General features: G+C 71.4%; 26 protein-coding genes. 8 read left to right on the forward strand and 18 right to left on the reverse strand.

Annotation, left to right across the window (positions count from 1 at the left end):
- Positions 1-35: 35 nt before the first annotated feature.
- The 8 genes from AB0K60_RS29850 to AB0K60_RS29885 all read right to left on the reverse strand — a co-directional run bounded on the left by AB0K60_RS29850 (position 36) and on the right by AB0K60_RS29885 (position 7,291).
- Positions 36-2,696 (reverse strand): fumarate reductase/succinate dehydrogenase flavoprotein subunit, encoded by a 2,661-nt coding sequence (locus AB0K60_RS29850; RefSeq protein WP_364062441.1) that lies wholly within the window; start codon positions 2,694-2,696, stop codon positions 36-38.
- Positions 2,696-3,418 (reverse strand): ABC transporter ATP-binding protein, encoded by a 723-nt coding sequence (locus AB0K60_RS29855; RefSeq protein WP_364062444.1) that lies wholly within the window; start codon positions 3,416-3,418, stop codon positions 2,696-2,698. Before AB0K60_RS29855 ends, AB0K60_RS29850 begins: the two co-directional genes overlap by 1 nt.
- Positions 3,415-4,311 carry an ABC transporter permease gene (locus AB0K60_RS29860; protein WP_364062447.1) on the reverse strand — a complete coding sequence of 299 codons (897 nt, stop codon included), beginning with the start codon at positions 4,309-4,311 and terminating at the stop codon, positions 3,415-3,417. The genes AB0K60_RS29855 and AB0K60_RS29860 overlap by 4 nt, the downstream gene beginning before the upstream one ends.
- A complete protein-coding gene (locus tag AB0K60_RS29865) occupies positions 4,311-4,466 on the reverse strand; it encodes a hypothetical protein (RefSeq protein WP_364062450.1) in 156 nt (51 codons plus the stop codon). Before AB0K60_RS29865 ends, AB0K60_RS29860 begins: the two co-directional genes overlap by 1 nt.
- Positions 4,453-5,727, reverse strand: coding sequence for an ABC transporter substrate-binding protein (locus tag AB0K60_RS29870; protein WP_364062453.1), 1,275 nt, complete (start codon positions 5,725-5,727; stop codon positions 4,453-4,455). The genes AB0K60_RS29865 and AB0K60_RS29870 overlap by 14 nt, the downstream gene beginning before the upstream one ends.
- An 11-nt stretch (positions 5,728-5,738) precedes the next feature.
- Entirely contained in the window at positions 5,739-5,966 is a 228-nt protein-coding gene (locus AB0K60_RS29875; protein WP_364062456.1) for a 4Fe-4S dicluster domain-containing protein, read from the reverse strand.
- Between the two features lie 6 nt (positions 5,967-5,972).
- The gene (locus tag AB0K60_RS29880) at positions 5,973-6,737 is read right to left on the reverse strand and encodes a GntR family transcriptional regulator (RefSeq protein WP_364062464.1); all 765 of its coding nucleotides are present in this window, start codon (positions 6,735-6,737) and stop codon (positions 5,973-5,975) included.
- A gap of 161 nt (positions 6,738-6,898) precedes the next feature.
- Positions 6,899-7,291, reverse strand: coding sequence for an ATP-binding protein (locus AB0K60_RS29885; protein WP_364062467.1), 393 nt, complete (start codon positions 7,289-7,291; stop codon positions 6,899-6,901).
- 347 nt (positions 7,292-7,638) lie between these two features.
- Here AB0K60_RS29885 and AB0K60_RS29890 point away from each other — a divergent pair, with 347 nt between their 5' ends.
- The gene (locus AB0K60_RS29890; RefSeq protein WP_364062470.1) at positions 7,639-8,493 is read left to right on the forward strand and encodes a helix-turn-helix transcriptional regulator; all 855 of its coding nucleotides are present in this window, start codon (positions 7,639-7,641) and stop codon (positions 8,491-8,493) included.
- The gene (locus AB0K60_RS29895; protein WP_364062473.1) at positions 8,475-8,705 is read left to right on the forward strand and encodes a DUF397 domain-containing protein; all 231 of its coding nucleotides are present in this window, start codon (positions 8,475-8,477) and stop codon (positions 8,703-8,705) included. The genes AB0K60_RS29890 and AB0K60_RS29895 overlap by 19 nt, the downstream gene beginning before the upstream one ends.
- Before the next feature lie 296 nt (positions 8,706-9,001).
- Here AB0K60_RS29895 and AB0K60_RS29900 read toward each other — a convergent pair whose 3' ends face one another.
- The 3 genes from AB0K60_RS29900 to AB0K60_RS29910 form a co-directional block, all read right to left on the reverse strand.
- Entirely contained in the window at positions 9,002-9,649 is a 648-nt protein-coding gene (locus AB0K60_RS29900; RefSeq protein WP_364062476.1) for a hypothetical protein, read from the reverse strand.
- A gap of 172 nt (positions 9,650-9,821) precedes the next feature.
- A complete protein-coding gene (locus AB0K60_RS29905) occupies positions 9,822-10,190 on the reverse strand; it encodes a hypothetical protein (RefSeq protein ID WP_364062479.1) in 369 nt (122 codons plus the stop codon).
- A 350-nt stretch (positions 10,191-10,540) separates the two neighbouring features.
- The gene (locus tag AB0K60_RS29910) at positions 10,541-12,016 is read right to left on the reverse strand and encodes an FAD-binding protein (protein WP_364062482.1); all 1,476 of its coding nucleotides are present in this window, start codon (positions 12,014-12,016) and stop codon (positions 10,541-10,543) included.
- 244 nt (positions 12,017-12,260) lie between these two features.
- On the opposite strand from AB0K60_RS29910, the gene AB0K60_RS29915 reads away from it, so the two are divergent.
- Both AB0K60_RS29915 and AB0K60_RS29920 read left to right on the forward strand, forming a co-directional pair.
- A complete protein-coding gene (locus tag AB0K60_RS29915) occupies positions 12,261-12,944 on the forward strand; it encodes a class I SAM-dependent methyltransferase (RefSeq protein WP_364062485.1) in 684 nt (227 codons plus the stop codon).
- A gap of 62 nt (positions 12,945-13,006) precedes the next feature.
- Complete coding sequence (locus AB0K60_RS29920) at positions 13,007-14,764, forward strand: SpoIIE family protein phosphatase (RefSeq protein WP_364062488.1); 1,758 nt, start codon at positions 13,007-13,009, stop codon at positions 14,762-14,764.
- A 10-nt stretch (positions 14,765-14,774) separates the two neighbouring features.
- On the opposite strand, the gene AB0K60_RS29925 is transcribed toward AB0K60_RS29920, so the two are convergent.
- Positions 14,775-16,025: a hypothetical protein gene (locus AB0K60_RS29925; RefSeq protein WP_364062491.1), complete on the reverse strand. Its 1,251-nt coding sequence runs from the start codon at positions 16,023-16,025 to the stop codon at positions 14,775-14,777.
- A gap of 182 nt (positions 16,026-16,207) precedes the next feature.
- On the opposite strand from AB0K60_RS29925, the gene AB0K60_RS29930 reads away from it, so the two are divergent.
- A complete protein-coding gene (locus AB0K60_RS29930; RefSeq protein ID WP_364062494.1) occupies positions 16,208-16,735 on the forward strand; it encodes a hypothetical protein in 528 nt (175 codons plus the stop codon).
- Here the strand turns inward: AB0K60_RS29930 and AB0K60_RS29935 are convergent.
- Genes AB0K60_RS29935 through AB0K60_RS29950 form a run of 4 tightly spaced genes read right to left on the reverse strand, consistent with a single transcriptional unit; the run spans position 16,719 to position 18,108 of the window.
- The gene (locus AB0K60_RS29935; RefSeq protein ID WP_364062497.1) at positions 16,719-17,225 is read right to left on the reverse strand and encodes a flavin reductase family protein; all 507 of its coding nucleotides are present in this window, start codon (positions 17,223-17,225) and stop codon (positions 16,719-16,721) included. The two genes, AB0K60_RS29930 and AB0K60_RS29935, sit on opposite strands and share 17 nt — an antisense overlap.
- Positions 17,222-17,767: an NAD(P)H-dependent oxidoreductase gene (locus tag AB0K60_RS29940; protein ID WP_364062500.1), complete on the reverse strand. Its 546-nt coding sequence runs from the start codon at positions 17,765-17,767 to the stop codon at positions 17,222-17,224. Before AB0K60_RS29940 ends, AB0K60_RS29935 begins: the two co-directional genes overlap by 4 nt.
- 58 nt (positions 17,768-17,825) lie before the next feature.
- Positions 17,826-17,969 (reverse strand): hypothetical protein, encoded by a 144-nt coding sequence (locus tag AB0K60_RS29945; protein WP_364062503.1) that lies wholly within the window; start codon positions 17,967-17,969, stop codon positions 17,826-17,828.
- Positions 17,962-18,108, reverse strand: a complete 147-nt coding sequence (locus tag AB0K60_RS29950) for a hypothetical protein (protein WP_364062506.1) — start codon at positions 18,106-18,108, stop codon at positions 17,962-17,964. Before AB0K60_RS29950 ends, AB0K60_RS29945 begins: the two co-directional genes overlap by 8 nt.
- Before the next feature lie 322 nt (positions 18,109-18,430).
- Between AB0K60_RS29950 and AB0K60_RS29955 the strand changes: the two genes are divergently transcribed.
- Entirely contained in the window at positions 18,431-20,092 is a 1,662-nt protein-coding gene (locus AB0K60_RS29955) for a sulfatase (RefSeq protein ID WP_364062509.1), read from the forward strand.
- Here AB0K60_RS29955 and AB0K60_RS29960 read toward each other — a convergent pair.
- The gene (locus AB0K60_RS29960) at positions 20,080-21,261 is read right to left on the reverse strand and encodes an amidohydrolase family protein (RefSeq protein WP_364062512.1); all 1,182 of its coding nucleotides are present in this window, start codon (positions 21,259-21,261) and stop codon (positions 20,080-20,082) included. The genes AB0K60_RS29955 and AB0K60_RS29960 overlap by 13 nt on opposite strands.
- Positions 21,262-21,313: 52 nt before the next feature.
- Positions 21,314-22,441, reverse strand: coding sequence for a serine hydrolase domain-containing protein (locus AB0K60_RS29965; RefSeq protein WP_364062515.1), 1,128 nt, complete (start codon positions 22,439-22,441; stop codon positions 21,314-21,316).
- Between the two features lie 134 nt (positions 22,442-22,575).
- On the opposite strand from AB0K60_RS29965, the gene AB0K60_RS29970 reads away from it, so the two are divergent.
- Both AB0K60_RS29970 and AB0K60_RS29975 read left to right on the forward strand, forming a co-directional pair.
- Positions 22,576-23,874 carry a histidine kinase gene (locus AB0K60_RS29970; RefSeq protein WP_364062518.1) on the forward strand — a complete coding sequence of 433 codons (1,299 nt, stop codon included), beginning with the start codon at positions 22,576-22,578 and terminating at the stop codon, positions 23,872-23,874.
- A 1-nt stretch (position 23,875) separates the two neighbouring features.
- On the forward strand, positions 23,876-24,538 hold the full coding sequence (locus AB0K60_RS29975; protein WP_364062521.1) for a response regulator transcription factor: 663 nt from the start codon (positions 23,876-23,878) through the stop codon (positions 24,536-24,538).
- Positions 24,539-24,570 lie beyond the last annotated feature (32 nt).

Below are 24,570 nucleotides of genomic sequence, written 5' to 3' on the forward strand. Positions count from 1 at the left end.
GAAGTGGTCGGGGGGCAGGCGCGGACCGAAGCCGGTCACCCCGCGAGGGCCCGGCGGGCGTAGGCGCGCACGTCGGCGTCGGGGTCGGTCGTCGCGTCGCGGAGGGCCGCCGCCGCCTCGGGGTGCGACGCCCACCGGGTCAACGCGAGGACGGCGGCCTTGCGTACGTCCAGGTTGGGGTCGGCGAGGGCCTCGATCAGCGGCGGCAGCGCGACCTCGGGCGCGGCGGCGGACAGCGAGCGGGCCGCGCCGACGCGCACCTGCCAGGCGGGGTCGCGGACGGCCGCCACGGCCTCGGCCTCCAGCGGATCGCCGGTCGCGCCGGACGCCTCCAGTGCGGCGGCGCGGACGAGGGGGTCGGGGTCGGCGGCGAGGGCGCGCAGGGCGGGGGCCGGTTTGCCGATGAGGCCGAGACCCCGGGCGGCCCAGACCCGGACCTGCCGGGAGGGGTCCGCGGCGGCGGTCGCCACCAGATCGGACTCGTCGAGCGAGACCAGGCCGCGGATCGCCTCGATGCGCACCCGGTGGTCGTCGTCGCGGAGCCCGGCGGCGAACGTCTCGCGGTCGCCGAGGCCGCGGGCGCGCAGCAGGTCCAGGGCGGTGGCGCGCACCGCCGCGTCCGCGCTCGCCGTACGCCGCGCCAGCGGTTCGCCCAGCTCGGGTACGGCGGGCAGCACCTCGGCCAGTTCCCGCAGCCCGGCGGCGGCGGCGCGGCGCACGGTGCCGTGCTCGTCGTCGAGCGCGGACAGCAACGCGGTCGCCGCGCCGTCCGGGACCGTCTCGGTGAGCACGGCTATCGCCGCGCGCCGTACCTTGTGGTCGGGGTCGGCGAGGTAGGGGGCGAGGCGGTCCACGGTGGGCTGGTCCTCGGCGAGGCGGTTGAGTTCGAGGATGCGCGGCGAGCGGCCGACCGAGGGGCGTTCGGCGCGTTCGGCCGTCGTGCGCACGGCCGTGGCCGGGGCGTGGCTCGCGACCACCACGGGCTCCGCCGGGGTCGGGGCGAACTCGGGGACCGGCACGAGGTACGGCTCGACGGCGCGCTTGACGAACTCCATGCCGCCGTCCGGGCGGCGGCGCACGTTCAGGTGGAACAGCCACTCGGCGTCGTCGCGTTCGGGCAGGTCGGCGCGCTCGTGGTAGAGGCCCCAGCGGCTCTCGGCGCGGACCAGGGACGAGCGGGCGGCGAGTTCGGCGCAGTCGCGGATGAAGTCGACCTCGGCGCAGCGCATCAGCTCGTGCGGGGTGCGCGCGCCCATCGCGGCGATCTCGGCGCGCATGCGCTCGAACGTCTCCAGGGCGATCTCCAGCTTGGCGGCGGTCTTCGGCGGGGCCACGTAGTCGTTGACGAAACGGCGCAGCTTGTACTCGACCTGCGGCTGCGGCGGGCCGTCCGGGTTGCGCAGCGGGCGGTAGATCAGCTCGTGGGCGGCGGCGATCTGGTCCTCGGGGAGGTCGGCGGGCGGGCCGGGGTGGTTCTCGGCGGCGTGGGTGCCCGCGAGGTCGCCGAAGACGAAGGCGCCGATCATGTAGTTGTGCGGGACGCAGGCGAGGTCGCCGGCGGCGTACAGGCCGGGGACGGTGGTGGCGCCGTGCTCGTCCACCCACACGCCGGAGGCGGAGTGGCCGCCGCACAGGCCGATCTCGGAGATGTGCATCTCCACGTCGTGGGTGCGGTAGTCGTGGCCGCGTCCGGCGTGGAACGTGCCCCGGGTCGGGCGCTCGGTGGAGTGCAGAATGGCCTCCACGGCGGAGATCGTCTCCTCGGGCAGGTGGGTGAGCTTGAGGTAGATCGGCCCGCGTGCGGAGGCGATCTCCCGGGCCACCTCGGCCATCATCTGGCCGGACCAGTAGTCGGAGTCGACGAAGCGCTCGCCCCGGTTGTTGACCTGGTAGCCGCCGAACGGGTTGGCGACGTACGCGCAGGCCGGGCCGTTGTAATCCTTGATCAGCGGGTTGATCTGGAAGCATTCGATGCCGCTGAGCTCGGCCCCGGCGTGGTAGGCCATCGCGTAGCCGTCGCCGGCGTTCGCCGGGTTCTCGTAGGTGCCGTACAGGTAGCCGCTGGCGGGCAGGCCGAGGCGTCCGCAGGCGCCGGTGGCGAGGATGACCGCGCCCGCGGCGACCGTCACGAACGCGCCGCCGCGGGTGTCGAAGCCCGCCGCGCCGACGGCCCGGCCGCCGGAGGTGAGCACGCGGACGGGCATGACGCGGTTCTCGATGCGGACTTTCTCCCGGATGTCGCGGCGGCGCAGCACCCGGTAGAGGACCTTCTTGACGTCCTTGCCCTCGGGCATCGGGAGCACGTAGCTGCCCGAGCGGTGCACGCGGCGGACGGCGTACTCGCCGTACTCGTCCTTCTCGAACTTCACGCCGTAGCCTTCGAGCCTGCGGACCATGTCGTAGCCGCGGGTGGCCGTCTGGTAGATCGTCTTCTGGTTGACGATGCCGTCGTTGGCGCGGGTGATCTCGGCGACGTAGTCCTCGGGGGTCGCCTTGCCCGGGATGACCGCGTTGTTCACGCCGTCCATGCCCATGGCGAGGGCGCCGCTGTGCCGTACGTGGGCCTTCTCCAGCAGCAGCACCCGGGCGCCGCGCTCGGCGGCGCTGATCGCGGCCATCGTGCCCGCGGTGCCGCCGCCGATCACGAGCACGTCGCAGTCGAGACGCTGCCGGTCCTCGATCGCCGGGACGTCCATCACAGCTCCTTCAGGATCTCGTCGCGGGTGGCTCCGGTGAGGGTGCGGACGCCCGCTGGGGTGAGCACGGCGATCCGGTGGCCGAGCAGCAGCGCCTCGTCCACGTCGTGGGTGACGAACACGACGGTCGCGGACGTGTCGCGCAGCACGTCGAGCAGGAGACGCTGCATCTCGGCGCGGGTCTGCGCGTCGAGCGCGCCGAACGGCTCGTCCATGAGCACGGCGCGCGGGGAGCCGGCGAGGGCGCGGGCGAGCTGGACGCGCTGGCGCATGCCGCCGGACAGCTCGCGGGGCAGCCGGTTCTCGTATCCGGCGAGGCCGACGCGCTCGATCCACTCGCGGGCGGCGCGGCGACGCTCCTGTTTGCCGATTCCGCGGATGCCGAGGGGCAGCTCCACGTTGCGCAGGACCGAGCGCCACGGCAGCAGGCCGTCCTCCTGGAAGATCATCGCGCGGTCGGGGGACGGGCCGGTGATCTCGGCGCCGTGGGCGAGGATCCGGCCCCGGTACGGCGGAAGCAGCCCGGCCAGGCCGCGCAGCAGGGTGGATTTGCCGGATCCGGACGCGCCGACGACCACCAGGATCTCGCCGGGCTCCACGTCCAGGGTGACGTCCCTGAGCACCGCTCCCCTGCCGTAGCCGAGGCTCGCGCCGTCGAGGGTCAGCCGCAGGCCCGCTGTGCCCGTCCGGCCCGCCGTGCCCACTGTTTCCGTCGCCGTCACGCGCCGCTCCCTTCCGCGCGGGGCAGCCACCGGGTCGCCCGGCGGCCGGCCAGTTCGATCAGCGCCGAGGTCAGCCAGCCGAGCACCCCAATGGTGATCATGCCGACGACCGTGGCGGGGTAGTCCACCAGCGTGTACGCCTGCCAGGTGCGGTAGCCGACCCCGAAGTCGCCGGAGATCATCTCGGCGGAGATCACGCAGATCCACGACACGCCCATGCCGATGGACAGGCCGCCGAACACGCCGGGCAGCGCGCCCGGCAGGACCACGTTGAACAGCAGGTGGCGGCGGGTGCCGCCGAGCGTCAGCACGGCCTCCTCCCACAGCGTCGGCAGCGCCCGTACGGCGTGGCGGGTGCTGACCATGATCGGAAAGAAGGCGGCGGCGCAGGTGATGAACACGATGCCCTGCTCGTCGGTGGGGAACAGCAGGATCGCGATCGGCACCAGGGCGATCGCCGGGATCGGCCGGACCGCCTCCAGCAGCGGCGTGAGCACGTCGCCCGCCCACCGCGACCTCGCGATGAGGATGCCGACCGTGATTCCGGCGACGGCGGCGATGCCGAAACCGGTGAGGATCCGGATCAGGCTCTGCAGCAGGTCCAGGTAGTAGACCCGGGTGCCGAGCTGGGTCGCGAACTCGGCGGCGATCTCGTCAAGCGAGGGCAGCCGGTCGAATCGCAGCCAGACGCGGGCGTCGGTGGCGGTGAGTAGTTGCCACAGCGCGGCGGCCGCCAGCAGCGAGGCGGTCCGGACGGCCCAGTTCCGCCAGCCCGTCCGGGTCCGGGCCGCCTCCGGGCCGGCGCCGCCCGGCGCGGCGACGTCCGGCTCCGGCGTTCCCCCTCGCGCCTTCTCGTGTGCTCTTTCCTGCGCCTTCTCCGGGGCCAGGCTCATCAGGCCGCCCCCTCCTTCTTCACGGCCTTCAGGGCGTCCGCGTAGGAGACGGGCTCGGTCTTCGGGTGCTCCTTGCGGTAGGCGTCGGCGCCCTCCTGCGTACTGAACGGGAGGAAGCGGGCGTTCTTCTCACCGTCCGGGTCACGCAGCCACACGGCCCGGTCGGCGAACCAGTGCGTGCCGGTGGTGGGTGTCGGGGACGTACGCCGCCCGCACCGGCCCATCGTGCGCCGCGAGCTGCCGCAGCAGGCAGGTCGGCGTGGCCGCGGGCTGCGTGGCCGTGCCGCTGATCCACAGCTCGGAGGCGGTGGCCGGGTCGTTCACCGCGACGCCGCAGACCGGGTCCTGGCCGGTGATCGGGGCCGGGTTCGCGGTGCTCGCCGCGTCGGCGTCGTAGTTCGGCCCGTACGCCTTGCGGATGTAGGAGTCGTTGACGAATTTCTTCAGGTCCACGCCCGCGAAGCCGTCCCCGATGCGCTGCAGGTACGGCACGTCGTGCTCGTGGGCGGCCCGCAGCGGCTCCTTGATCGTGGCGTCGAAGGTGGAGATGCCGCCCCGCCCGTTGTACAGGTACACCACCTCGGCCGGCAGGCCGGTCTCCTTCGCGACCGACTCGGCGGCCTCCACCGGGTGCTCGTGCAGGTACTTCGTCGCGTCCAGTTGCGCCTTGAGGAACGCGTCGACGACCTCGGGGTGCTCGGCGGCGTAGGCGTGCCGTACGACCACGCCGTGGAAGGTGGGCACGTCGAGCGCCGACCCGTCGTACAGCAGGCGGGCCTTGCCCTGGAACGCCAGCAGCCCCGGCCAGGCCACGAACTGCGCGTACGCCTGCACTCCGCCCGATTCGAGCTGCGACGCCCCCACCGGCGGCTGATGGTTGACGATCTCCACGTCCTTCGCCGGGTCGAGACCAGCCTTCTCCAGCGCCTGCACCAGCGTGCCGTGCCCGGCCGAGCCGAAGCTCGCCGAGATCTTCGTGCCCTTGAGGTCGGCGAGCGTACGCGCCTTGGAGTCGGGCGCGACCACGACCATGTTGAGGCCGCCGCGCAGGTTGTACCCGGTCGTGGAGATGAACTCGGTGCGGGCCGACTCGATGCCCTGCGTGCGCGAGGCGTTGATCAGCAGCGGGTAGTCGCCCATCGAGCCGATGTCGATCTTCCCGGCGACCATCTTGGCGGTGATCGGCGCGCCGGTGTCGTAGTCCTGCCACTCGACGGCGTACCTGTCGCCGAGCCGCTTCTCCAGGTAGCCGAGCGAGCGCAGCAGCGTCCCGGCGGTCACGGTGTTGATGGTCTTGGACTGGTAGCCGACGACCACCTTCGTCTTGCCGCCGTCGTCGGCGCCCGGCACCGAGCATGCGGCGGCGGCCGTGAGCATGGCGACGGCGGCGAGCAGCGTACGCAGGGGGATCCTCATCGGGGTGTTCCTCATCGCAGCAGATAGGGAATGTTGATCGTCACCGCGTCCACGGGACAGCGCGCGGCGCACGGGCCGCAGTACCAGCACTCGTCCACGTACATGTGGGCCTTGCCGGTCTCCTCGTTGATCGCCAGGGAGTCGAGCGGGCAGGCCTCCACGCACAACGTGCATCCCTCGATGCACAGCGCCTCGTCGATGGTCACCGGGACCTCGACCCGCTGGTTGATCAAAGGCATGTCCTGCTACTCCTTCTCCGTGCCGGGATCCTGGGTCGTCGCACGGCGCAGATGGCCGCGCATGGTGAGCCGATCGCCCCGGAAGCGGACGAACTCCAGGTCCACCGGGCGGCCGTCGGACAGGTGGGTGAGCCGCTCGACCATGAGCAGCGCCGCGCCGCGCGGCGCGTCCAGCACCGAGGCGGTGTGCGGGTCGGCGTTGACCGCCTCCAGCGTCAACTCCGCGACGCCGAGCGGCTGACCGGCGATGCGTTCCAGCAGCACGAAGATGTCGTTGCGCTCCAGATCGGCGTCGAACAGCGGCTCGCCGACCTCACGCACCAGGTACGTCAGGTCCAGCGACAGCGGCAGCCCGTTGAGCCTGCGCAGCCGTTCCAGGTAGACGACCTGCTCGCCGGGGCCGAGGCCAAGGCGCTGCCGTACCGCCGACGGAGGCTCCATGAGCGTCATCGTGCGGACCTGGTTGGTCACCTCGCCGTGCTCGTGCAACGTCTCGGCGAGCCCGAGCAACCGGTGCAGCCCGTGCGGATACTTCTCGCCCGAGATCGTCGTGCCGACCCCCGGGCACCGCTCGACCAGCCCCTCGTCGCGCAGGAGCCGAAGCGCCTCCCGCACCGTGTTCCGCGAGGCGCCGAACTCGCGGGCGAGCACCGCCTCCCGCGGCAGCCTCCCGCCCCCGAACCTGCCCTGCACGATCTCCCCGCGCAGCAGATCGGCCACCTGCCGCGCCCGATCGGCCCGGCGCCCCCCGATCTCCGCCACGTCGCCCATGTCCACCTCCCTGACCTCGGCGAACATAAGCCTATCTAACAGGTAGGGATATGGGGATAACGACGAGATTGCGCCACCCCAAACACGACAAACCCCCACTTACACCCACGAAAACCCGAAGATCCGCCACCCCTGGCATCCAGTCGCCCAGCCCGCAACACCTACTCCGACGCCGCGACCCTGGCCCAGACGACCTTCCCCCCGGTCACCGCCCACCTGATGCCCCACGCCCTGCTCAGGGACTCCACCAGCCACAACCCCCGGCCGCCTTCGTCCTCGAGCGCCGCCTCACGAAGCTCGGGCGCCCCCTGCTTGCGGTCCCAGACCTCGATCTGCACCTCGTCGCCGTACAGGTACAGACACAGACAGATGACCTCAAGCCGGTCATACAGCTCCGGGTACCGCGCCTGCGAGGGGATCGCGTTCGTCGCCTTGATGGCGTTGCTGACGATCTCGCTGACGACGAGCACGGCATCGTCGAGCAGGCTGTGCAGACGCCACCCTTCGAGGACGGTACGAGTGTGCATGCGTGCCGTGGCCACCGACGCGGCCATGGCCGGGAGAGGAATGCAACTGACGAATCGGCCTTCTTGAAACCGCTTACGAACGATTTTGGTCATATGCACCTCGCTGTTAGCTGGCGCAAATCCGACAATGCACACCATCACGCCGTTCGAGGCCAGTAGACGTTCAAGATTATTCCCGTCATCCTGACTCCAGGATTACGTCTCCATTGTCGGATTTACACTGGGCCAGATAGACATCCCACCTGGCCGGACGGCCCAAGAATGCCCGTACGAAGGCGATAGCTGCCAGCGAAAACAGAGGACCCTTATCGACGAAAACCCTCATCGAACGTAGATGCAGGTCTTACTGTGTGAGCAAGCGGCAACCAGCATCTATGGAACGCATGGAGGCGGCGATGCCAAACGACTTCAACCCGCTACTGTCACCGGCCGAGCGCTTCGGACGCGAACTGGCCAGATTCCGCAAAGACAGAGGAATCACCCAGCGCGCGCTCGCCAGGCATCTCGATTGCTCGCCCTCTCTCATCGGCCACATCGAGACCGGTAGCCGTAATCCGGCGATCAGCCTCGCGGAGGCATGCGACCGCTACTTCGAACTCGACACGGAGTTTTTCGTCAGGCTGGCCCGCCGAGTCCACCGCTCCCCCTATGGCGCCGGGTGGTACCTGCGATGGCTTGAGGAGATCGAACCCAACGCTGTCATCCTGCGCACCTGGGACCCCTTGCTGATCCCCGGCTTGCTGCAAACGGAGGCATATGCCCGCTATGTCTTCCTCGGCCACTTCTCCAGCTCCGAGGACGAAGTGGAGGAGCAGGTTGCCGCCCGCATGGAACGCCAGCGGATTCTCAACCGACCAAAACCTCCAGGCCTGTATGTACTTATGGACGAGTGGGTCCTCAAGCGCCCGATCGGCACCGGGGAGGTCATGCACCACCAACTCCGGCATCTGGCAACGATTGCGCGCCACCGCCACGTGACGGTGCAAGTCGTCCCCTACAACACACTCTGCACAGATGGTTTCTCGTCCTCATTCGTCATCGCGGAACTGCCCGACGCGCCGACGACCGTCATCGTGGACTCCGCAGGCGAAGGCGAGGTATCAGACGAGCACAAAGTCGTCTCGCTGATCGTGGACCGCTATGACAGACTACGTACACAGGCTTACTCAGCGGACGAGTCGCTCGACAGAATCGAGGAAGCGGCGCAGCAATGGAAGCCAGAAACCTGACTTGTGTCGACCTCGCCGAAGCAGCGTGGCGGAAGAGCTCTCACAGCGGCAACAACGGCGCTACCTGCGTCGAAGTCGCCGGCAATCTCCCCGGGTTCGTCGCCGTCCGCGACAGCAAGAACCCAACCGGCCCCGCACTCGCCTTCACCCCCGACGCGTGGCGCACCTTCCTCCAGCAGGTCAAAAGCGGCATGTTCGACAAGACAGCGTAACCATCCCGGCTCGACGCTCCCAGGGTCACGCACAATCGCGTGAACACAGCGGCGACTCTCCTGCGGGCCGCCTTGACCCACGAGCCTCCACGGCCCGGTCGAGAGCAGAATTTCGGGCAGCCCGGTTTGCCCCGGCCCAAGGTGTCCCCTCCCCCCGCCCCTCCAAAGCCTCACAACACCCGGCGGTGGGGCCATCTCACAGGAGAATCACCACCCCTCCCTCTCGCCGCGGCGGGGCCCAATCAAACAGCACACTGGGGCCACTGCGGGTTGACGCAGCCACCAGGCGCATGACACTAGCTGCGAACCAAGTACCAGGGGCCGTCCGCTTGTACGCTCACGTACTTGGTGCCGGCCGGGATGCGGACCTTGCCCTTCACCGCCCCGATCTTGTTGACCAGGAGGTCCGGGCTGCCTGATGTGGGGATGGCGTACACGACGAAGTTGCGGTCGCCGGAGTGCCGGTAACGCATGGTGCGCAGGCCGCGCGTGGGCGTCTTCAGTTTCAGCACCTTGTCGCCGCGGTTCCGAACCGTCGCGGTCTTCCACAGCGGCGCGGCGGAGATCGGCTGGATCTTCAGCGTCCACGCGCCGTCGGCTGCGATCTCGAACGCGCCCGTCTGATGCCAGGGGTACAGGTTGAAGACGGTTGTGCCCGAGTAGGAGCCGATGGTGTTGACCAGCAAATCGTCCTGCTTGCCGTTCGGCTTCAGTGTCCACAGCGCGAAGTTGCTTTCGCCGTCGTGGGTGACCGTGGCGATACCCCGCGACTTGGTCGCCCTGATGCGGATGAGGTCGTCGCCTACACCGCGAAACGTCTTGGCCGCCGCGCTCGGGGCGAATGCGGCGGCGGCTGAAGTCGGAGCGATCAGCAACGTTCCGCCGAGGGCCATGGCGGTGACGGCGGCGAGGAGGCGGCGCACCGGTCGGACACGGTGGTTCATTGAGGGGTACTCCCATAAGAAGGCGGATCACGCAGGAATCCACTGCGAACTGTGTACACATATTTCAGAGGTCTACCATCGCTCACAAATCTCTATGTGTCCACATTGATCCGTAACAGTCACGTCCGTCACTGATCATGGTCAAGACGCGAGACGTGCTGAGCGTGCACACTCACGGTTGGGTGGCGACGAGGTCGGGTGGCGAGGAAGGCGGGAGAACTAGTGGCGGTTTGGCAGGAAGCAGGAGAAGGAAGCCCGTTCCATGGTCTCGCCGAGGCGGCGGTATCAAGCGGGGACCACTCGTGTAGGGGCGCGGGGGTGTAGATCTTGGCGGCCGGGGGAGGTCGTCCGGCGGCTCCAGGCCGATGTAGGTGGTGTGCCCGGCCGTGGACGGCTTGGCACGCATCAGGTCGGCCAGGTGGCGTACGCATGGGTAGTCGCGTTCGACGATCGAGCGCACCAGGAGGGGGGCGCGGGTGAGCGGGTCGGCGTAGGTGTGCTGGTAGCGGCCGTAGCCGGGCAGGGGCGGCAGGTCGAGCACGGGCCCTGGACGCGGGCGGCGGTGACCGAAGCGAGTAGGGCCTCGCGCAGGAGGCCGACCCAGGACTCCAGGGTGTCGGGGACGTTCTTGGGGGAGTCGATGAAGTAGGCGGGCAGGCGGGAGAGGCGGTCCAGGAGGGCGGTTGAGCATCTGAAGCCGACGCTGAGCAGGGCGGCGTCGAGTTGGCGGGGCCACCTCGCCCCAGGCCCGGTCCTGGTTCTGGTCCTGATTCTGGTCCTGGTCCGGGCTCTGGTCGGGTGTGGGGTCGGCGGGGGCGTCGATGGGGACGCGTAGCCGTCTGGCGATGACGAGGCCTTTGCCGCCCTGCTCGGGGCGCTGTCGCCGGTGGGTCAGCCGAAGATGCCCTGGCCGGGGGCGAGGAGTTTGGCCGGGTCGTAGCGTCGCTTGGCGGCGGCGAAGGCGTTCCATGCCGGGCCGTAGTGGGCGCGCCAGTCGGCGGGGGTGGTGGGGATGGAGCCGACCGGGTACTGGTGGCCGCCGGCCGCGCGGGCCTGGTCGTACAGGGTGCGGTTGGCGGTGATCATGGCGTCGGGGGTGGCCGCGCCCGGGGAGGCCGTCTTGAGTACGGCGAACAGGAAGACCAGTTCCTCGTCGGGGACGCGGAGCAGTGGGGTCTGCAGGGCGGCGCGGCGGAACGGGTAGAGGAGGATCACGCCGCTTGTGCCGATGTCGGTCGGGGTGAGGGTTGTGAGGAAGGAGCCGACGAAGGCGTCGATGGCGCTGCTGGGGAGGAAGCCGTTCCACCAGGGGTGCGGGCGGGACCACTCGCCGATCGACTTGAGGAACTCGACGGGCTCGGCGAGGCGGTTGGCGAAGTCGAAGTATGACAGGTCGTCGATTTGCTCGGTGCCGCGCTGGTACGCCAGGTCGCCGAGCAGCGCGGCGTTGTCGGGCGGGGTCGTGCCGTTATGGAAGGCCACGGCCTCTAGGAGGAAGCCCCAGTCGCCGCCGGATTCGGTGGGGGCGACGATCTGGCCCTCGACGTACCCGAACCGGCCGTCGCGGACCACCTTGCGCTGGTCGGCGGTGAGGGCGGCCACGCTGGGGTAGAGGAGCTGGTAGCGGCGGACCGTGGTGGGGGCGGGCAGCAGGCGCAGGGTTGCCCGGGTGATGATCGCGCATTGGCCGAGGCCGGCGAGGACGGCGTGGAACAGGTCGGCGTTGGCGGTGGGGGAGCACACCTTGCGGTCGCCGGTGCCGGTCATCACCTCCAGTTCCAGGACGTTGTCGACCTGCATGCCGTGGTGGTGGGTGGCGCCGCCGACGCCGCCGACCGAGAGGGTGCCGCCGATCGACAGTTCGATGTAGTCGGTCAGGACGGGCGGGGTCAGGTTCTGGGCGAGGGTGGCGCGGAGCAGGTCGCTCCAGAGCGCGCCGGCCTGGACGGTGGCCGTGTCGCCGGTGATCTGGATGGTGTTGAGCGGGGTCATGTCGATGACGAGGCCCGCTTCGACCTGGGCTTGGCCGTGCGTGGCGTGGCCCTGGCCGCGGGCGGCGACCGGGATGTGGTGTTCGCAGCAGTAGCGGAGCATGGTGGCGATGTCGCGTACCGAGCCGGGGCGGAGTACGGCGAGCGGCGAGCGGTGGATCATGTGGCCGAAGTCGTCGGCGGCGCGCTCCCGTGCTGTGGCGTCGGTCAGCAGTGTGCCGTCCAGCGGGGGCACCGGGTTGGGCGGGGCGGTGGGCGGAGAAGTGGCGGCCTCGGCTTTGGTCACCCACAGGCGGGTGACCGGGTCCAGGCCGGTGACCAGGGCCGCGGCGGTGATTCCGGTGACTACGGCCCGGCGGGTCATCTGGTTTTCCATGCCAATCCGTTCATATTCCGACTACAGGGTCTGTGGTGGCGTGAACGCCGTCGTACGTTGATCGTTTTGGCTCGGGACCGATGCTACCCGCGAAGTCGATCAGCAATCTGTTTTTGTCTGGTTTATGCCCTAACAAGCATCTTTGTCGTTGTTATGGGTGATTTGTAATTTAATAGCGAGGCAAGCATGATCGACGTGGACTGAACGGACCTGCCCGGCGTACCGGTGAAGGAGCGGTCACGGCATGACGGCGAGGGAGACAGGCGCATCCGGGTTCGGCGGTGACGCGGCGGCCTGGGCGGCGCGGGAGGCGGCGCAGGCGGCGGCGTACGACGGCATGGGCGAGGAGTACGACAAGGCGTTCCCGCACAAGGACGGCCAGATACGCTGCGGCGAGTGGCTGCGGGAGCGGCTGCGGCCGGGGGCGCGCGTCATCGATCTCGGGTGCGGCACCGGGTTGCCCACCGCGCGGCAGCTCGCCGACGCCGGGTTCGAGGTCACGGGCGTCGACATCTCCCCCGTGATGTGCGAGCTCGCCCGCCGCAACGTCCCCGAGGCCCGCATCGTCGAAGGCGAGCTGTTCGACGCGCTCGACGGCGAGGTCCGCTACGACGCCGCCGTGGCCTTCTTCGCGCTGCTGAACCTCCCCCGGGCGATGATGCCGGACGCGCTGGAGCGGATCCGCCTGGCGCTCGAACCCGGCGGGCTTTTCTCCCTGTCCATGGTGGAGGCGGACGTCGACGACCTGCCGATCTCGTTCCTCGGCCAGGAAATCCGGGTGACCGGCTATTTCCGTGACGAGTTACGCGCCCTCATCGAGGCGGCCGGATTCGTGATCGAGGAGGAGCGCGCGCTGTCGTACGCCCCCGCGACGACACAGGCCCAGCCCGAAATCCAGCTATTCCTGAATTGCCGGCGCGCGGACTGAGCGAAACGGATCGGCCGATTACTCGTATTCACCCGGACCAGAATGGGAAGCCGGCCAGACCGATGACGCTGGGGCCACCGGACGCCGTGCAGCCGTACACTCCCCTGCCCATTCCCGCCGACGAGGCCGGGCGCGCGGCCCTGCGCGAATGGCTGACCTACCTCGCCGAGGCCACGCACCGCATCGGCGGCAGCCTGAATCTGGCGGACACCTCGTACGGCCTCGCCGAAGTCGTCGTGCCGCGGCTCGCCGATCTCGGCGTGGTCTACCTGCTCGACGCGCTGTTCACCGAGCGCGGCGACCGGCCCGTGCCCGAGCTCGTGGTCGCGCCCACGGCCGCCGTGCGCCGGGTCGCCGTCCGCGAGTCGGTACGGCCCGCGGCCCTGCCGTACGCGCTCGCCGAGGGCGAGACCATTCTGATGCGGGCGGCGAGCCCCATCCACCGGGCGATGCTGACCGGCGAGCCCGTCCTGCTCAACCGGCCGGGGCCGGGCGAGCCCGCGGAGGCGGACCCGGTGCGGCACATCGAGTGGACGCTCGCCGGGCCCACCCCGTGGCTGCCCGGCTACTGCGCGCTGGTGGTGCCGCTGCGGGTGCGCGGCCACACCCTCGGCGCGCTGTTTTTGATGCGCAACCCGGATCGCCCCCCGTTCGACGACCTCGACGTGCGAACCGCGGGCCTGCTCGCCGCCCAGGCCGGCTTCGGCGTCGACAACGCCGACCTGTACCGGGCCCAGGCCGCCACCGCCGACACCCTGCAGCACAGCATGCTGCCGATGACGCTGCCCGCGTTCGCGGGCGTGGAACTCGCCTACCGCTACCTGCCCGCGACCCCGATGATCCAGGTGGGCGGCGACTGGTACGACGCGATCGGGCTGCCGGGCAGCCGGGTCGCCTTCGTCGTCGGCGACGTGATGGGCCACGGCGTGCGATCCGCGGCGATCATGGGCCAGTTTCGCACCGCCGTACGGACGCTCGCCGCCCTCGACCTGCCGCCCGACCAGGTGCTGCGACACCTGGACGACCTCGCCCAGGGCTTCGACGACGGCTACGTCACCACCTGCCTGTACGTCGTGTACGACCCGGTGGCGCGGCGCGTCACCGTCGCCAACGCCGGGCATCTCCCGCCGTTGCTGACCCGTACCGGCACCGGCGAGATCCGGCCGCTCGAGGTGCCGGACGGCCCGCCCATCGGCGTCGGCGACGGCGTCTTCGCCACCATCGAGACCGGCGTCGCCGACGACGACGTCCTCGTGCTGTTCACCGACGGCCTGGTGGAGAGCCGCACCGAGGACATCGACGTGGGCCTGGCGCGGCTCCACCGCGACCTCGCCGCCTCCGCCGGCCTGCCGCTGCGGGCCCGGTGCGACCACCTGGTCGGCACCCTCGACACGGCCCACCGCAACGACGACGTGGCCGTGCTCATGGCCCGGCTGCGCGGCATCGACGCCGAGAACGTCGCCCAGTGGCTGCTGCAGCCGCGCACCACCACCCCCGCCAGGGTACGCCGCCTGGTGCGCTCCACCCTCGCCGGCTGGGACCTGCCCGATCTCGTCGACACCGCCGAACTCCTCGCCTGCGAGCTCGTCACCAACGCCGTCCGCCACGCCACCCGGCCCATCGAGGTACGCCTGCTGCGTACCGACGCCCTGCTGTGCGAGGTCACCGACGACGATCATCGGCTGCCGGCGCTTCGTCACGCGACGGCGATGGACGAGGGCGGTCGTGGCCTGCATCTGGTGAGCCGCCTCGCCCGCCGCTGGGGCGCGAGCCGTACGGCCACCGGAAAAGTGGTCTGGTTCGAGTGCGCGCTTCGGTGAGCACAGGTCGTCAAGGCCCTGCGCGATCGTCCGGCCCGCCGGCGGGGCCCGCCTGGACGTCCACAAGGGTCCAGTGCGGGCCGTCGGTGCCGTCGCGGACCTCGACGCCCGCGCGGGCCAGGACGGCGCGCAGCGCGTCGGCGTGCCCATATTGGCCGCGTTCGCGCAGGTCGGCGCGGAGGGCGAGCGTCGACTCCACGAGGAGGTCCAGGCGTTCGCGTGTGGTCCTGGCGTCGGACGCCCGGCCCAGCCGGGCGATCAGGTGGCGCAGCACGGCGCGGGCCTGCTCGACGCCGCCCTCGTCCTCCTCGGTGTCGCCGGCCCATTTGACCGTCTCCGCCTCCAAGTCGAGCACGGCTTCGGTCATCGCGGCGGCGTCCGCGGCGGCGACGGCGGTGTCGAATCTGCTCTCGCAGGCGCGGATCGCCTCGGCCAGGGTGATCACGGGCTGCGCGGGCTCCGCCGCCGGGGCCGGGGTCGGGGTCGGGGGTGGAGTGGGTGCCCGGCCGGCGCCCTCGACGAGCGCGCGAAGGTCCGGCAGGGTCAGCGTCGTGCCGGTGGGGAGCGTGGTCTGGGCGTCGCGTCGCCGTACGGTGAGGGCTCCCCTGCCGTGCACCTCGACGCCGCCGTCCTTCAGGTCGATGAGCACGGCCGTGTGCTCGTCCACTCCGAGCACCGCTGCCGTCGGCGGGAGTTCGCGCTCCAGCATCGCCAGCCGGCGCTCGCCCAGGTAGCAGTAGCGGGTGTCGTGGGTGCCGCCCTCGGCGTTGTCGTAGTGCGGGATCACCGCGGCCTGGATGCCGATCGCGGCCAGCAGGTCGAGCCCGTCGCGCCAGTGCGGGGTCGCGCCCACCTTGTAGATCTCGTACACGGGGACCGCCCAGCGGCCCGCCGTGCAGGCCGCCGCCGAGGCGAGCACGGTCACCCCGGTGCGGGCCAGCACCCGGGCGCGCAGTTCCTCGCCCACCCGGGTGGCCGCCCACCTGTCCAGGGCGTACGTGGGGCTGCCGGGGCCGCAGAAGACCCATTCGGCGGTGCGCAGGCGATGGATGTCGTTCTCCGGCAGCACCTGGACGTCCAGTCCCACGCTGCGCGCGAAGTACCGGAGGGCGCGGGCGGAGACGTCGGCGGCGTTCTCCTGGAACGCGTACGGCGTGTCGAGCAGCAGCCCGCGCGGCGGCGGGGTGAGCCGGGCGGCCAGTCGCCGGTGCACGGTCACCATCGTGGGGCTGGTCTCGCCCGACCCCATAAGCACCAGCACGCCGCGCCGACCTCCCATCGCGCCATCGCGTCCGCCTTCTCCGATTGAACCGGTCACCGGTCGCGGAATCCAGCGCGGACGGCATTGCCAGGCAGCCGCTCCTGCATACTGGTTGCAATTGGTGGTATCAACGAGCGGCGTGACGATGTGTCACGCGCCGCCCCGCGAGCGATGGGAGTGCCGTGTCCACGGTGAACACCGCCGAGCGTGACGAGTGTGACGACGGCCTCGGCGTTGCCCTGGCGACGATCACCGTCGAGGCGCTGGCCCTGCGGGCGGACGCGCACGGTCGCTGGTCCTTCCGGCACCTGCGCACCGTCCCCGGCCCCGGGGAGAGCCCCGACCAGGCCGCTCGCCGCCTCGCCGGGATACCGGCCGATGCCACGCACACCGTGGTTCATTCCACGAGCTGGCGGTACCAACCCGAGGGTCGGATCGTGTTGACGTACGCGATCTGCCCCGATCCTCGGCCATGCCTACCGGCGATTCCGCTGCCCGAGCTGCGCGTGGCCCGGGGCGGCGGCCCGGCCGAGCCCACGCCCGAGCGCCTCCGTCCCGAGCACGTGGCCGCGCACGCCGTCACGCATCTGGCCCTGCTGCTGTCCACCGATCCGGTGGTTCACGACGCCTTGGCCGCGGCACCGCACGTCGCCGCGGCCCTCGCCGGCGTCGCCACGGCCCCGGCGGGCGAGCTCAGGTGGTGGGCGTGAAGCGGCCGAAACGGCCCTGCTGGTAGAGCAGGGGGTGGCCGGAGTGGTGCACCTCCGCCTCGGCGACCAGGCCGACGACGAGGATGTGGTCGCCGACCTCCACCGTGTCGTACGGCAGGCAGATCAGATGCGCCGATACGTCCCGCAGCAGCGGGGCGCCGAGCGGTCCGGGACGCCAGCGGGTGGGTTCGGCGAAGCGGTCGATGTTCTTGCGGGCGAAGCGGGCGGCGACCTCGGACTGGGCGTCGGTGAGGACGTTGACGGCGAAGTGGTCGGCGGCGCTGAGGTTGGGCCAGGTGGTGGAGGAGCGGTCGACGTAGAAGGAGACCAGGGGCGGGTTGAGGCTGACCGAGGAGAACGACGTGGCGGTCAGGCCGACGGGGATGCCCTGGTGCTGGGCGGTGATCACTACGACGCCGGCGGCGTGGACCGCGAGCGCCTTGCGGAACAGGTCGGCGTTGATGGGTCGGGTGGGGAGGGTGTCGGTCAAGTGCTGGCTCCTTCCCTGAGTGCCGTGGCGACCTGGGGGGTCACCTGGTCGGCCCAGCCGGTGAGGATCTCGTTCAGGCGCGGCAGGTCGGCCTCGACGACGGCGAGTCCGGGGGTGGGCACGGTCGCTCCCAGCTCCACCAGCAGGGGGCGCAGATGCACCTCGACGGCGAGGGCGTGCCGGGGGTCGCCCATGACCAGCAGCGGCAGCGCGGCCGTGCCGGCGAGGGCGCGGTGCGGGAGGCGGTCGAGGAACGCCTTGAGCAGGCCGGTGTAGGTGCCCTTGTAGGTGGGGGAGGCGACGACGAGGACGTCCGCGCCGGCGACCAGATCGACGGCCGCCTCCAGGATGGGCGACGGGGTGGGGGCGAACAGGTGCGGGCCGAGCGCCGACAGATCGACGACGTCGGCGGTGCCGTCGCGACCGTTGAGCGCGCCGTGGTCAACGCGGCCCGCGACGGCCGCCGCCGCCTCGACGGCCACCTGCAGGGTCTTGGAGCCGGGGCGGGGGTTGCCGACCAGGGTCACCAGGCTCGCGGTCATCGGTACACCTCGTTCTTAATTTGATGTTCTTCGTCGGACGTTCTTCGTCGGACGTTCTTCATCGGAGGCGGCGGGCCGGACGTGGCGCGGACGGGTCCGTCGGATCCTCGTCCTCCGGGACGGCGTCGTCGTCGGGCAGGTCGTACCAGTGGACCTCGCCCGGGTATCTCTCCTCGTCCGCGGGCACGGCCGACTCAGACAAGGGTGCTCACCTCCTCGCACGGCAGGGGCCAGATGTGGTGGCGGTGGTCGCCGAAGCGTGGATCGGCGCGCAGGTCTCCCTCGCGGGAGTCGAAGTCGAAGTCGATGATGGTCCGAATCCGGCCGGGACGTGGAGACATCGCGGCGACTCGCCCTCGGTTACCGGCGGCCATCCGTACCGGATGTCTCCGCGGTCAGCGACACTGCGCGCTGGCGACGTGGCCGAAGTCCACGTGAGAGCGCCTGGTCAGCGATCGGCCCTGGCTCATACCAATGACCCTAGGCAGGCGTCGGCCAGCATGTCAATATTCCCTACCTGTTGTACATAGAATTTCTGTACCTTTCTGTGTACTTCTACCGCCTTCCCGTCCCCCGCGAACCGGGTCGCCGCTCCGGCGCGTATCTGAGCCCGGGCGGCTCGGACCGGCACGACCCCCGGTCACACGCGGAAGGACCTGCGCATTGGCGATCAACATACGGCTCCGGCAGAGCCGACGCGACGGGCGTATCGGGCGGATCGGGCGGCGCGTCGTCGCATGGGCCGCCACCGCACTGTCCTGCGCGCTGGTGCTGTTCGCCCTGGTCGCGCCCAACGACCTGGATCTCATCACTGTGGGCGCGTTCCTGCGCGTTCCGGTGGAGGGACTCATCGCCGTCGCCCTCGTGCTGGCCCTGCCGTGGCGGGCCGCGCGGATCGTGGCGGTGGCCGTCGGGCTGATCCTGGCCCCGCTGGCCGTGCTGAAGATCCTCGACATGGGCTTCCTGATGGTCGTCGTCCGCCCGTTCGACGTGATCCTCGACTGGGTCACGCTCGAACCCGCCTGGGAGTACGTCCTCGACTCCTACGGCCTGGCGGGCGCGATCGCCGCCGCCGTCCTGGCGGGCGCCCTCGCCGTCGCCGTGCTCGCCCTCATGCCGCTGGCGGCGTTGCGCCTGGCCCGGATCGCCGTACGGCACCGCGCCAGGACGGCCGCGGGCGTCGCCGCGCTCACGGTCATCTCCCTCGCCTTCGCCCTGGCCGGCCGTCCGATCACCCCCGAGGTGCCGGTCGCCGCGTTCACCTACGACCGGGTCCAGCAGGTACGCGTGGGCCTGCACGACCAGGAGGCCTTCGCCGCCGAGGCCGCCGTCGACGCCTTCCGCCACACCCCGGCCGACCGGCTGCTCTCCGCCCTGCAGGGCAAGGACGTCGTCGTCGCCTTCGTGGAGAGCTACGGACGCGACGCCGTCGAGGACCCGGAGTTCGCGCCGCAGGTCGGCGCGCTGCTCGACGACGGCACGCGCCGGTTGCGCGCCGCCGGATTCGCCTCCCGCAGCGCGTACCTCACCTCGCCGACCTTCGGCGGCAGAAGCTGGCTCGCCCAGTCCACGTTCCTGTCCGGCCTGTGGATCGACAATCAGCAGCGCTACCGCAACCTCGTCTCCAGCGACCGCATGACGCTCCCCAGCGCCTTCCGCCGCGCCAAGTGGCGCACGGTCACCCTCGCCCCCGGCGTCCGCCGCGCCTGGCCGGAGGCGTCGTTCTTCCGCTTCAACCGCGTGTACGCCTCCTGGGACCTGCGCTACCACGGCTCCCCCTTCTCCTGGGCGCGCGTCCCCGACCAGTTCACCCTGGCCGCCTTCGAACGCCTCGAACACGCCAGGAAGGGCCGTCCCCAGGTGATGGCGACCATCCCGCTGGTCTCCAGCCACGTCCCGTGGACGCCGCTGCCCTCGTTCCTCCCCTGGGACCGGCTCGGCGACGGCAGCGTCTACACCCCGATGGCCAAGGCGGGCCCCTCCCCCAAGATCTGGCGCAGCCCGGAACGCGTGCGCGCCGACTACCGCCGCGCCATCGAATACTCCCTGACCAGCCTCATCTCCTACATCGAGACGTACGGCGACGACGATCTCGTGGTCGTCTTCCTCGGCGACCACCAGCCCCTTCCCTCCGTCACCGGCCGGGGCGCCCCGCACGACGTGCCCATCACCATCGTCGCCCGCGACCCCGCCGTACTCGACCGCGTCTCCTCCTGGAACTGGACCGACGGCCTCAGACCCGGCCCCGGCTCCCCCGTCTGGCGCATGGACCAGTTCCGCGACCGCTTCCTGGCCGCCTTCAGCACCGCCCCTCAGTCCCGCTGACCGGCTCCTCGACCCTGCTCGGCCAGTCCGTACAGGTGACGGGCGTTGCCGTACAAAATCGCGTGAGCGGTCCGCTCGGCCTCTCGCCGGGTGAGGTCGCCGTCCGTCACGGCCTCGGTGAGGACGGCGCCGAGGATCCGGCGGGCGGTGTGCGCGCCGGACCAGTGGAGGTCCGGGATGGTGACGCCGTCGCTGCTGTAGAGGAGCTTGGTGGTGGGGGCGGCGGAGAGGGCGGCGCGGGTCATGGCGCGCGTCTCGGCCGTGGAGAGGAAGGGGATGGCGTAGGAAACGTCGAGGAAGACGCCCTCGTAGACGGCGGCGAGGAAGGCGCCTTCCCGCGTGTACGGCCAGCAGCCATGCAGCAGGACCAGGCGGAGGCCGCGCAGGGCGGGGTCCTCCAGTAGGAGGCGCAGGTGGAGCGGGTTGGCCAGGCGGAGGTCGAGGTCGGGGTCGCCGTAGCCGGTGTGGAACTGGACGGGGATGCGGTGGGCGGCCGCCCAGCGGAGGGCGGCGCGCAGCAGGTGCTCGTGGATCGGGCGGTGGTTCAGGCGCAGGCGGCCCCCATAGCGGGCGGCGTCGCGGCGGGCTTGGTTGCAGGATGCCTCGACCTGGTCGGCGTCCCAGGTGGTGATGGCCAGGCCGGTGCGGTAGGCGATGGCGGATTTCAGGGCGACGGCCCGTCCGGCGAGGCCGTCCAGTTCTGCCAGGAGACGGTCGCGGGCGTCGTCGGGGGTGGAGGCGGCGGGCAGGACGCGTTCCATGATCGGTTCGAGGCGGGCGATCCGCGCCGTGGCGGCGCCGCTCAGGGCGGCGAACTCGGCGTCGGTGCGGTGCGGGGCCGTGGGATAGCCGTCGTCGAGAAGGAACATCGTGGCGTTGGCGGCGCGGAGCAGGCGGCGGCTCAGCTCGTCGTCGCCCAGGGCGGTGCGGGCGGCGGCCACCGCGTCCGCGAGGTCGTCGCCCGCGTCCGGCCCGACGCCGAGTTCGGCCGCCAGCAGACGCAGCGTACGGCGGAAGGCGAGGGTGGCGGCGGCGTGCCGGTGACGCATCTGTGGTGAGGCGGCCTCGGTGAAGCAGCCCTCCCAGTCGCGTGCCCCGAGCCTCGCATGGCCGTGGATGATCGAATGGCAGTGGTTGTCGATCACCGGTACGTCGGTCAGATCGAGCACGCCGCGCCTCCCTTGCCGCTCATGCCCGGTTGATGTCCCGTCTATGCCCGGTTCATGTCCCGCCGCAGAAGGCGGTCCGGGCGGCGGCGAGGAGTTTCTCCACCGGGGAGTTCGCCTCGTCCAGGGCGGTGGTGTTGGCGGAGATGGTGAAGCGGCGGCGGGCGTCGCGGGTGGCCAGGACGAGGCTGGAGTAGCCGAAGGTGCCGCCGCCGTGGCCGTACAGGGTCTGGCCGCCGCACGCGGGCGGAAGGGTGACGGTCATCATGCCCAGGCCGTAGCCCGCGCCGCCGACCGATCCGCCGGGGAACGGGCGCAGCATCTCCGCCAGCAGGGGCTCGGGGAGCAGCCTGCCGGTCAGCAGGGCGTGCAGGAAGACGTCGAGGTCGTGGGACGTGGAGATCATCGCGCCCGCGGCGTCGACGGCGGACGGGCTGATCCGGGTGACGTCGACCAGCCGGGTGGCCCCGTCGCGGGTGAGGGTCACGTAGGCGTGGGCGTGGGGGGTGGGCACCTTCGGGTCCGTACGGGGGGCCGAGGTGGCGGTCAGGCCGAGAGGTTTGATCAGGCGCTCGGTGACCTCCCGCTGCCAGGATCGGTGCGTGATCTTCTTGATGAGCAGGCCGAGCAGGATGTAGTTGGTGTTGGCGTAGCTCTGGCCGGCGTCGGGCTCGAACAGGCGGGGCTGGGCGGTGGCGATCCGGATGAGTTCCTCCGGCCGCCAGCGGCGGAAGCGGTCGCGCACGACGGTCTCGGGGGTGGACATCACGCTGGGACGGTAGTTGGGGATGCCGCTGGTGTGCCGCAGGAGCTGCCGCACGGTGATGGGCGGGTAGTCGGCGGGCAGTACGCCGGGCAGGTGCCGCTGGATGGGGTCGTCCAGGGTGATTTCGCCCTCCGCGACGAGGCTGAGGACGACGGTGGCGACGAAGGTCTTGGTGATGCTGCCGATCCGGAACCTGGCGTTGGCGGGTACGGGACGGGGGCGGTCGGCCTCGGCCCGGCCCGCCGTGGCGGTCCAGCGGGCGTCGCCGCCGACGCGGGCCAGCACGCCCAGGACCGGGCCGCCGACGACGGCGCGCACGGCGCGGGCGGTCGCGGCGGCGTCGAAGGGCGGGGGCGCGGTGACGCAGAGCATGGTGAGCGCCAGGGCGAGGGCGACGGGTTTGACCGTGTGTTTCATGGTCTCCATGGCAGCGGACGGGGCGCCGCCCGGTCACGGGCCCGCGGTGGAGTCCGGGGGGTAGAGCGCGGTCTACCACCGGGGTGGATCCCGCGGGATGTCGCGCGGGCGTGATCGGCCGTAGGGTCGCGGTGATGGCCGGTTCGCTTCTCGCCCCGGGCCGGGCGCTCGCCTTGCCGCCCTGGCGGCTGGTCGCGTCGGCGTGGCCGTGGCGCTGCCTCGTCTACCTGGCCGGCGGCGCCCTGGTCGGGTTCGGGGTGCTGCTGTGCGTGGCGTCCACCGCGGTGGTGTTCGCCGTGCTGCTCGTGCCGCTGTGGGTGGCGGTGGTGGCGCCGCTGGAGCGTCGGCGGCTGCGGTCGCTCGGCCTGGTCGTGGCGCGGGGTCCGCGTGTCGTCGCGGCGGGGGCCTCGCCGTACGGGCGGGTCGGGGCGTGGCTCCGGGAGCCGGCGACGTGGCGGGAGACGGCCTGGTGTCTGCTGCTGGCGATCATCGGCGTCGTCAACGCCGTCGTGGTCTTGGCCACCGGCGGGCTGCTCGTGCCGCTGCTCGGCGCGCCGCTGCTCGCCGCGCTCGGCCTGCTGTCCGACGCCGGGGTGAAGGTCACGAGCGGGTGGGAGGTCCCGGCGCTGTTCGCCGCGGGCCTGGTGGTGCTGGTCGCCTGCTGTTACCTGTGGACGGCGCTCGCCGTCGCCGAGGCCGCCCTCGCGCGGGCGCTGCTGTCCGGGCGGGAGGAGGAGCTGGCGGAACGGCTCGCCGAGGCGAGGCGTTCGCGGGTCACGCTCGCGGACGCGTTCGAGCACGAGCGGCGGCGCATCGAGCGCGACCTGCACGACGGCGCGCAGGAACGGCTGGTGGCGCTCGCGCTCACCCTCGGCCTCGCCGACCTCGAACTCGCCGGATGCCCGCCCGCCGCCCGCGAGCTGGTGGCGCGGGCGCGGACGCAGGCGGAGGAGGCGCTGGTCGCGCTGCGCGCCACCGTCCGGGGCATCCACCCGCGCGTGCTCGCCGACCACGGGCTGGAGGCCGCCGTGCGCGAGGTCGCGGACCGCGCGCCGATCCCGGTGAGCGTCGAGGTGGACGTGCCGCGGCTGCCCGCCGGGGTGGAGTCCGCGGCGTACTTCGTGGTGACCGAGGCGCTGACGAACGTGGTACGGCACAGCGGCGCGTCCCACGCGGCGGTGACCGCGATGATGACCGCGAGGGTGACGGCCGACCGCCGGGAGGAGGCGCCGGGCCTGGTGGTGACCGTGCGGGACGACGGGAGGGGCGGCGCGGCGTTCACGGCGGGCGGCGGGCTGGCGGGGTTGCGTGAGCGGGTGGCGGTGTACGACGGGACGCTGACGGTGCGCAGCCCCGCCGGCGGACCGACCGTGGTCACCGCCGTCATGCCCGTCGATCGTCACGATGCCCTGGAGCCCCTGGAGGAAGGCTGAGATGCGGGTGGTCCTGGCCGAGGACTCGGTGCTGCTCCGCGAAGGGCTCGCCGGGCTGCTGCACCGTTTCGGGCACGAGGTGGTCGCCGCCGTCGGAGACGCCGAGGCGCTGCTTGCGGCGGTCGCGGAGCAGGCCGCGTCCGGCGTCCTGCCCGACGTGGTCGTCACCGACGTGCGGATGCCGCCCGATCACGACCACGAGGGCCTGGTGGCGGCGGTGGAGCTGCGGCGGCGTCATCCGGGGCTGGGCATCTGCGTGCTCTCCCAGTACGTCGCGGACGCCTACGCGGTCGAGCTGTTCGAGCGGACCGCCGGGCCGGGCGGCGTCGGCTACCTGCTCAAGGACCGCATCGGGCGGGTCGCCGAGTTCGTCAACGCCGTCGAGACGGTCGCGGGCGGCGGCACCACGGTCGATCCGGAGGTGGTCCGGCACCTGCTCACCCGCCGCCGTACGAACAGCCCGCTGGACCGGCTGACCCCGCGTGAGCGCGAGGTGCTCGCGCTCATGGCCGAGGGCCGCGCCAACCCCGAGATCGCCGCCTACCTGGTCGTCAGCGAGCACGCCGTCGCCAAGCACATCGGCAACATCTTCGCCAAGCTCGACCTGACCGCCGCCGAAGGGCATCGCCGGGTCCGCGCCGTGCTGGCCTACCTGCGGGGATGACGCGCGACGGCGTACGGTGATCGAGCCGTGAC

Origin of the sequence: Thermopolyspora sp. NPDC052614 (genome assembly GCF_040678635.1) — a bacterium.
GTDB lineage: Bacteria > Actinomycetota > Actinomycetes > Streptosporangiales > Streptosporangiaceae > Thermopolyspora.

Bases quoted from the DNA above. Each gene is read 5' to 3' on its own strand.
- AB0K60_RS29875 (WP_364062456.1), bottom strand. From the start codon at position 5,966: ATGCCTTTGATCAACCAGCGGGTCGAGGTCCCGGTGACCATCGACGAG.
- AB0K60_RS29870 (WP_364062453.1), bottom strand. From the start codon at position 5,727: ATGAGGATCCCCCTGCGTACGCTGCTCGCCGCCGTCGCCATGCTCACG.
- AB0K60_RS29910 (WP_364062482.1), bottom strand. From the start codon at position 12,016: ATGGAAAACCAGATGACCCGCCGGGCCGTAGTCACCGGAATCACCGCC.
- AB0K60_RS29885 (WP_364062467.1), bottom strand. From the start codon at position 7,291: ATGGCCGCGTCGGTGGCCACGGCACGCATGCACACTCGTACCGTCCTC.
- AB0K60_RS29975 (WP_364062521.1), top strand. From the start codon at position 23,876: ATGCGGGTGGTCCTGGCCGAGGACTCGGTGCTGCTCCGCGAAGGGCTC.
- AB0K60_RS29880 (WP_364062464.1), bottom strand. From the start codon at position 6,737: ATGGGCGACGTGGCGGAGATCGGGGGGCGCCGGGCCGATCGGGCGCGG.
- AB0K60_RS29915 (WP_364062485.1), top strand. From the start codon at position 12,261: ATGACGGCGAGGGAGACAGGCGCATCCGGGTTCGGCGGTGACGCGGCG.
- AB0K60_RS29850 (WP_364062441.1), bottom strand. From the start codon at position 2,696: ATGGACGTCCCGGCGATCGAGGACCGGCAGCGTCTCGACTGCGACGTG.
- AB0K60_RS29965 (WP_364062515.1), bottom strand. From the start codon at position 22,441: ATGAAACACACGGTCAAACCCGTCGCCCTCGCCCTGGCGCTCACCATG.
- AB0K60_RS29950 (WP_364062506.1), bottom strand. From the start codon at position 18,108: ATGTCTCCACGTCCCGGCCGGATTCGGACCATCATCGACTTCGACTTC.
- AB0K60_RS29860 (WP_364062447.1), bottom strand. From the start codon at position 4,311: ATGAGCCTGGCCCCGGAGAAGGCGCAGGAAAGAGCACACGAGAAGGCG.
- AB0K60_RS29900 (WP_364062476.1), bottom strand. From the start codon at position 9,649: ATGAACCACCGTGTCCGACCGGTGCGCCGCCTCCTCGCCGCCGTCACC.
- AB0K60_RS29890 (WP_364062470.1), top strand. From the start codon at position 7,639: ATGGAACGCATGGAGGCGGCGATGCCAAACGACTTCAACCCGCTACTG.
- AB0K60_RS29920 (WP_364062488.1), top strand. From the start codon at position 13,007: ATGACGCTGGGGCCACCGGACGCCGTGCAGCCGTACACTCCCCTGCCC.
- AB0K60_RS29940 (WP_364062500.1), bottom strand. From the start codon at position 17,767: ATGACCGCGAGCCTGGTGACCCTGGTCGGCAACCCCCGCCCCGGCTCC.
- AB0K60_RS29970 (WP_364062518.1), top strand. From the start codon at position 22,576: ATGGCCGGTTCGCTTCTCGCCCCGGGCCGGGCGCTCGCCTTGCCGCCC.
- AB0K60_RS29895 (WP_364062473.1), top strand. From the start codon at position 8,475: ATGGAAGCCAGAAACCTGACTTGTGTCGACCTCGCCGAAGCAGCGTGG.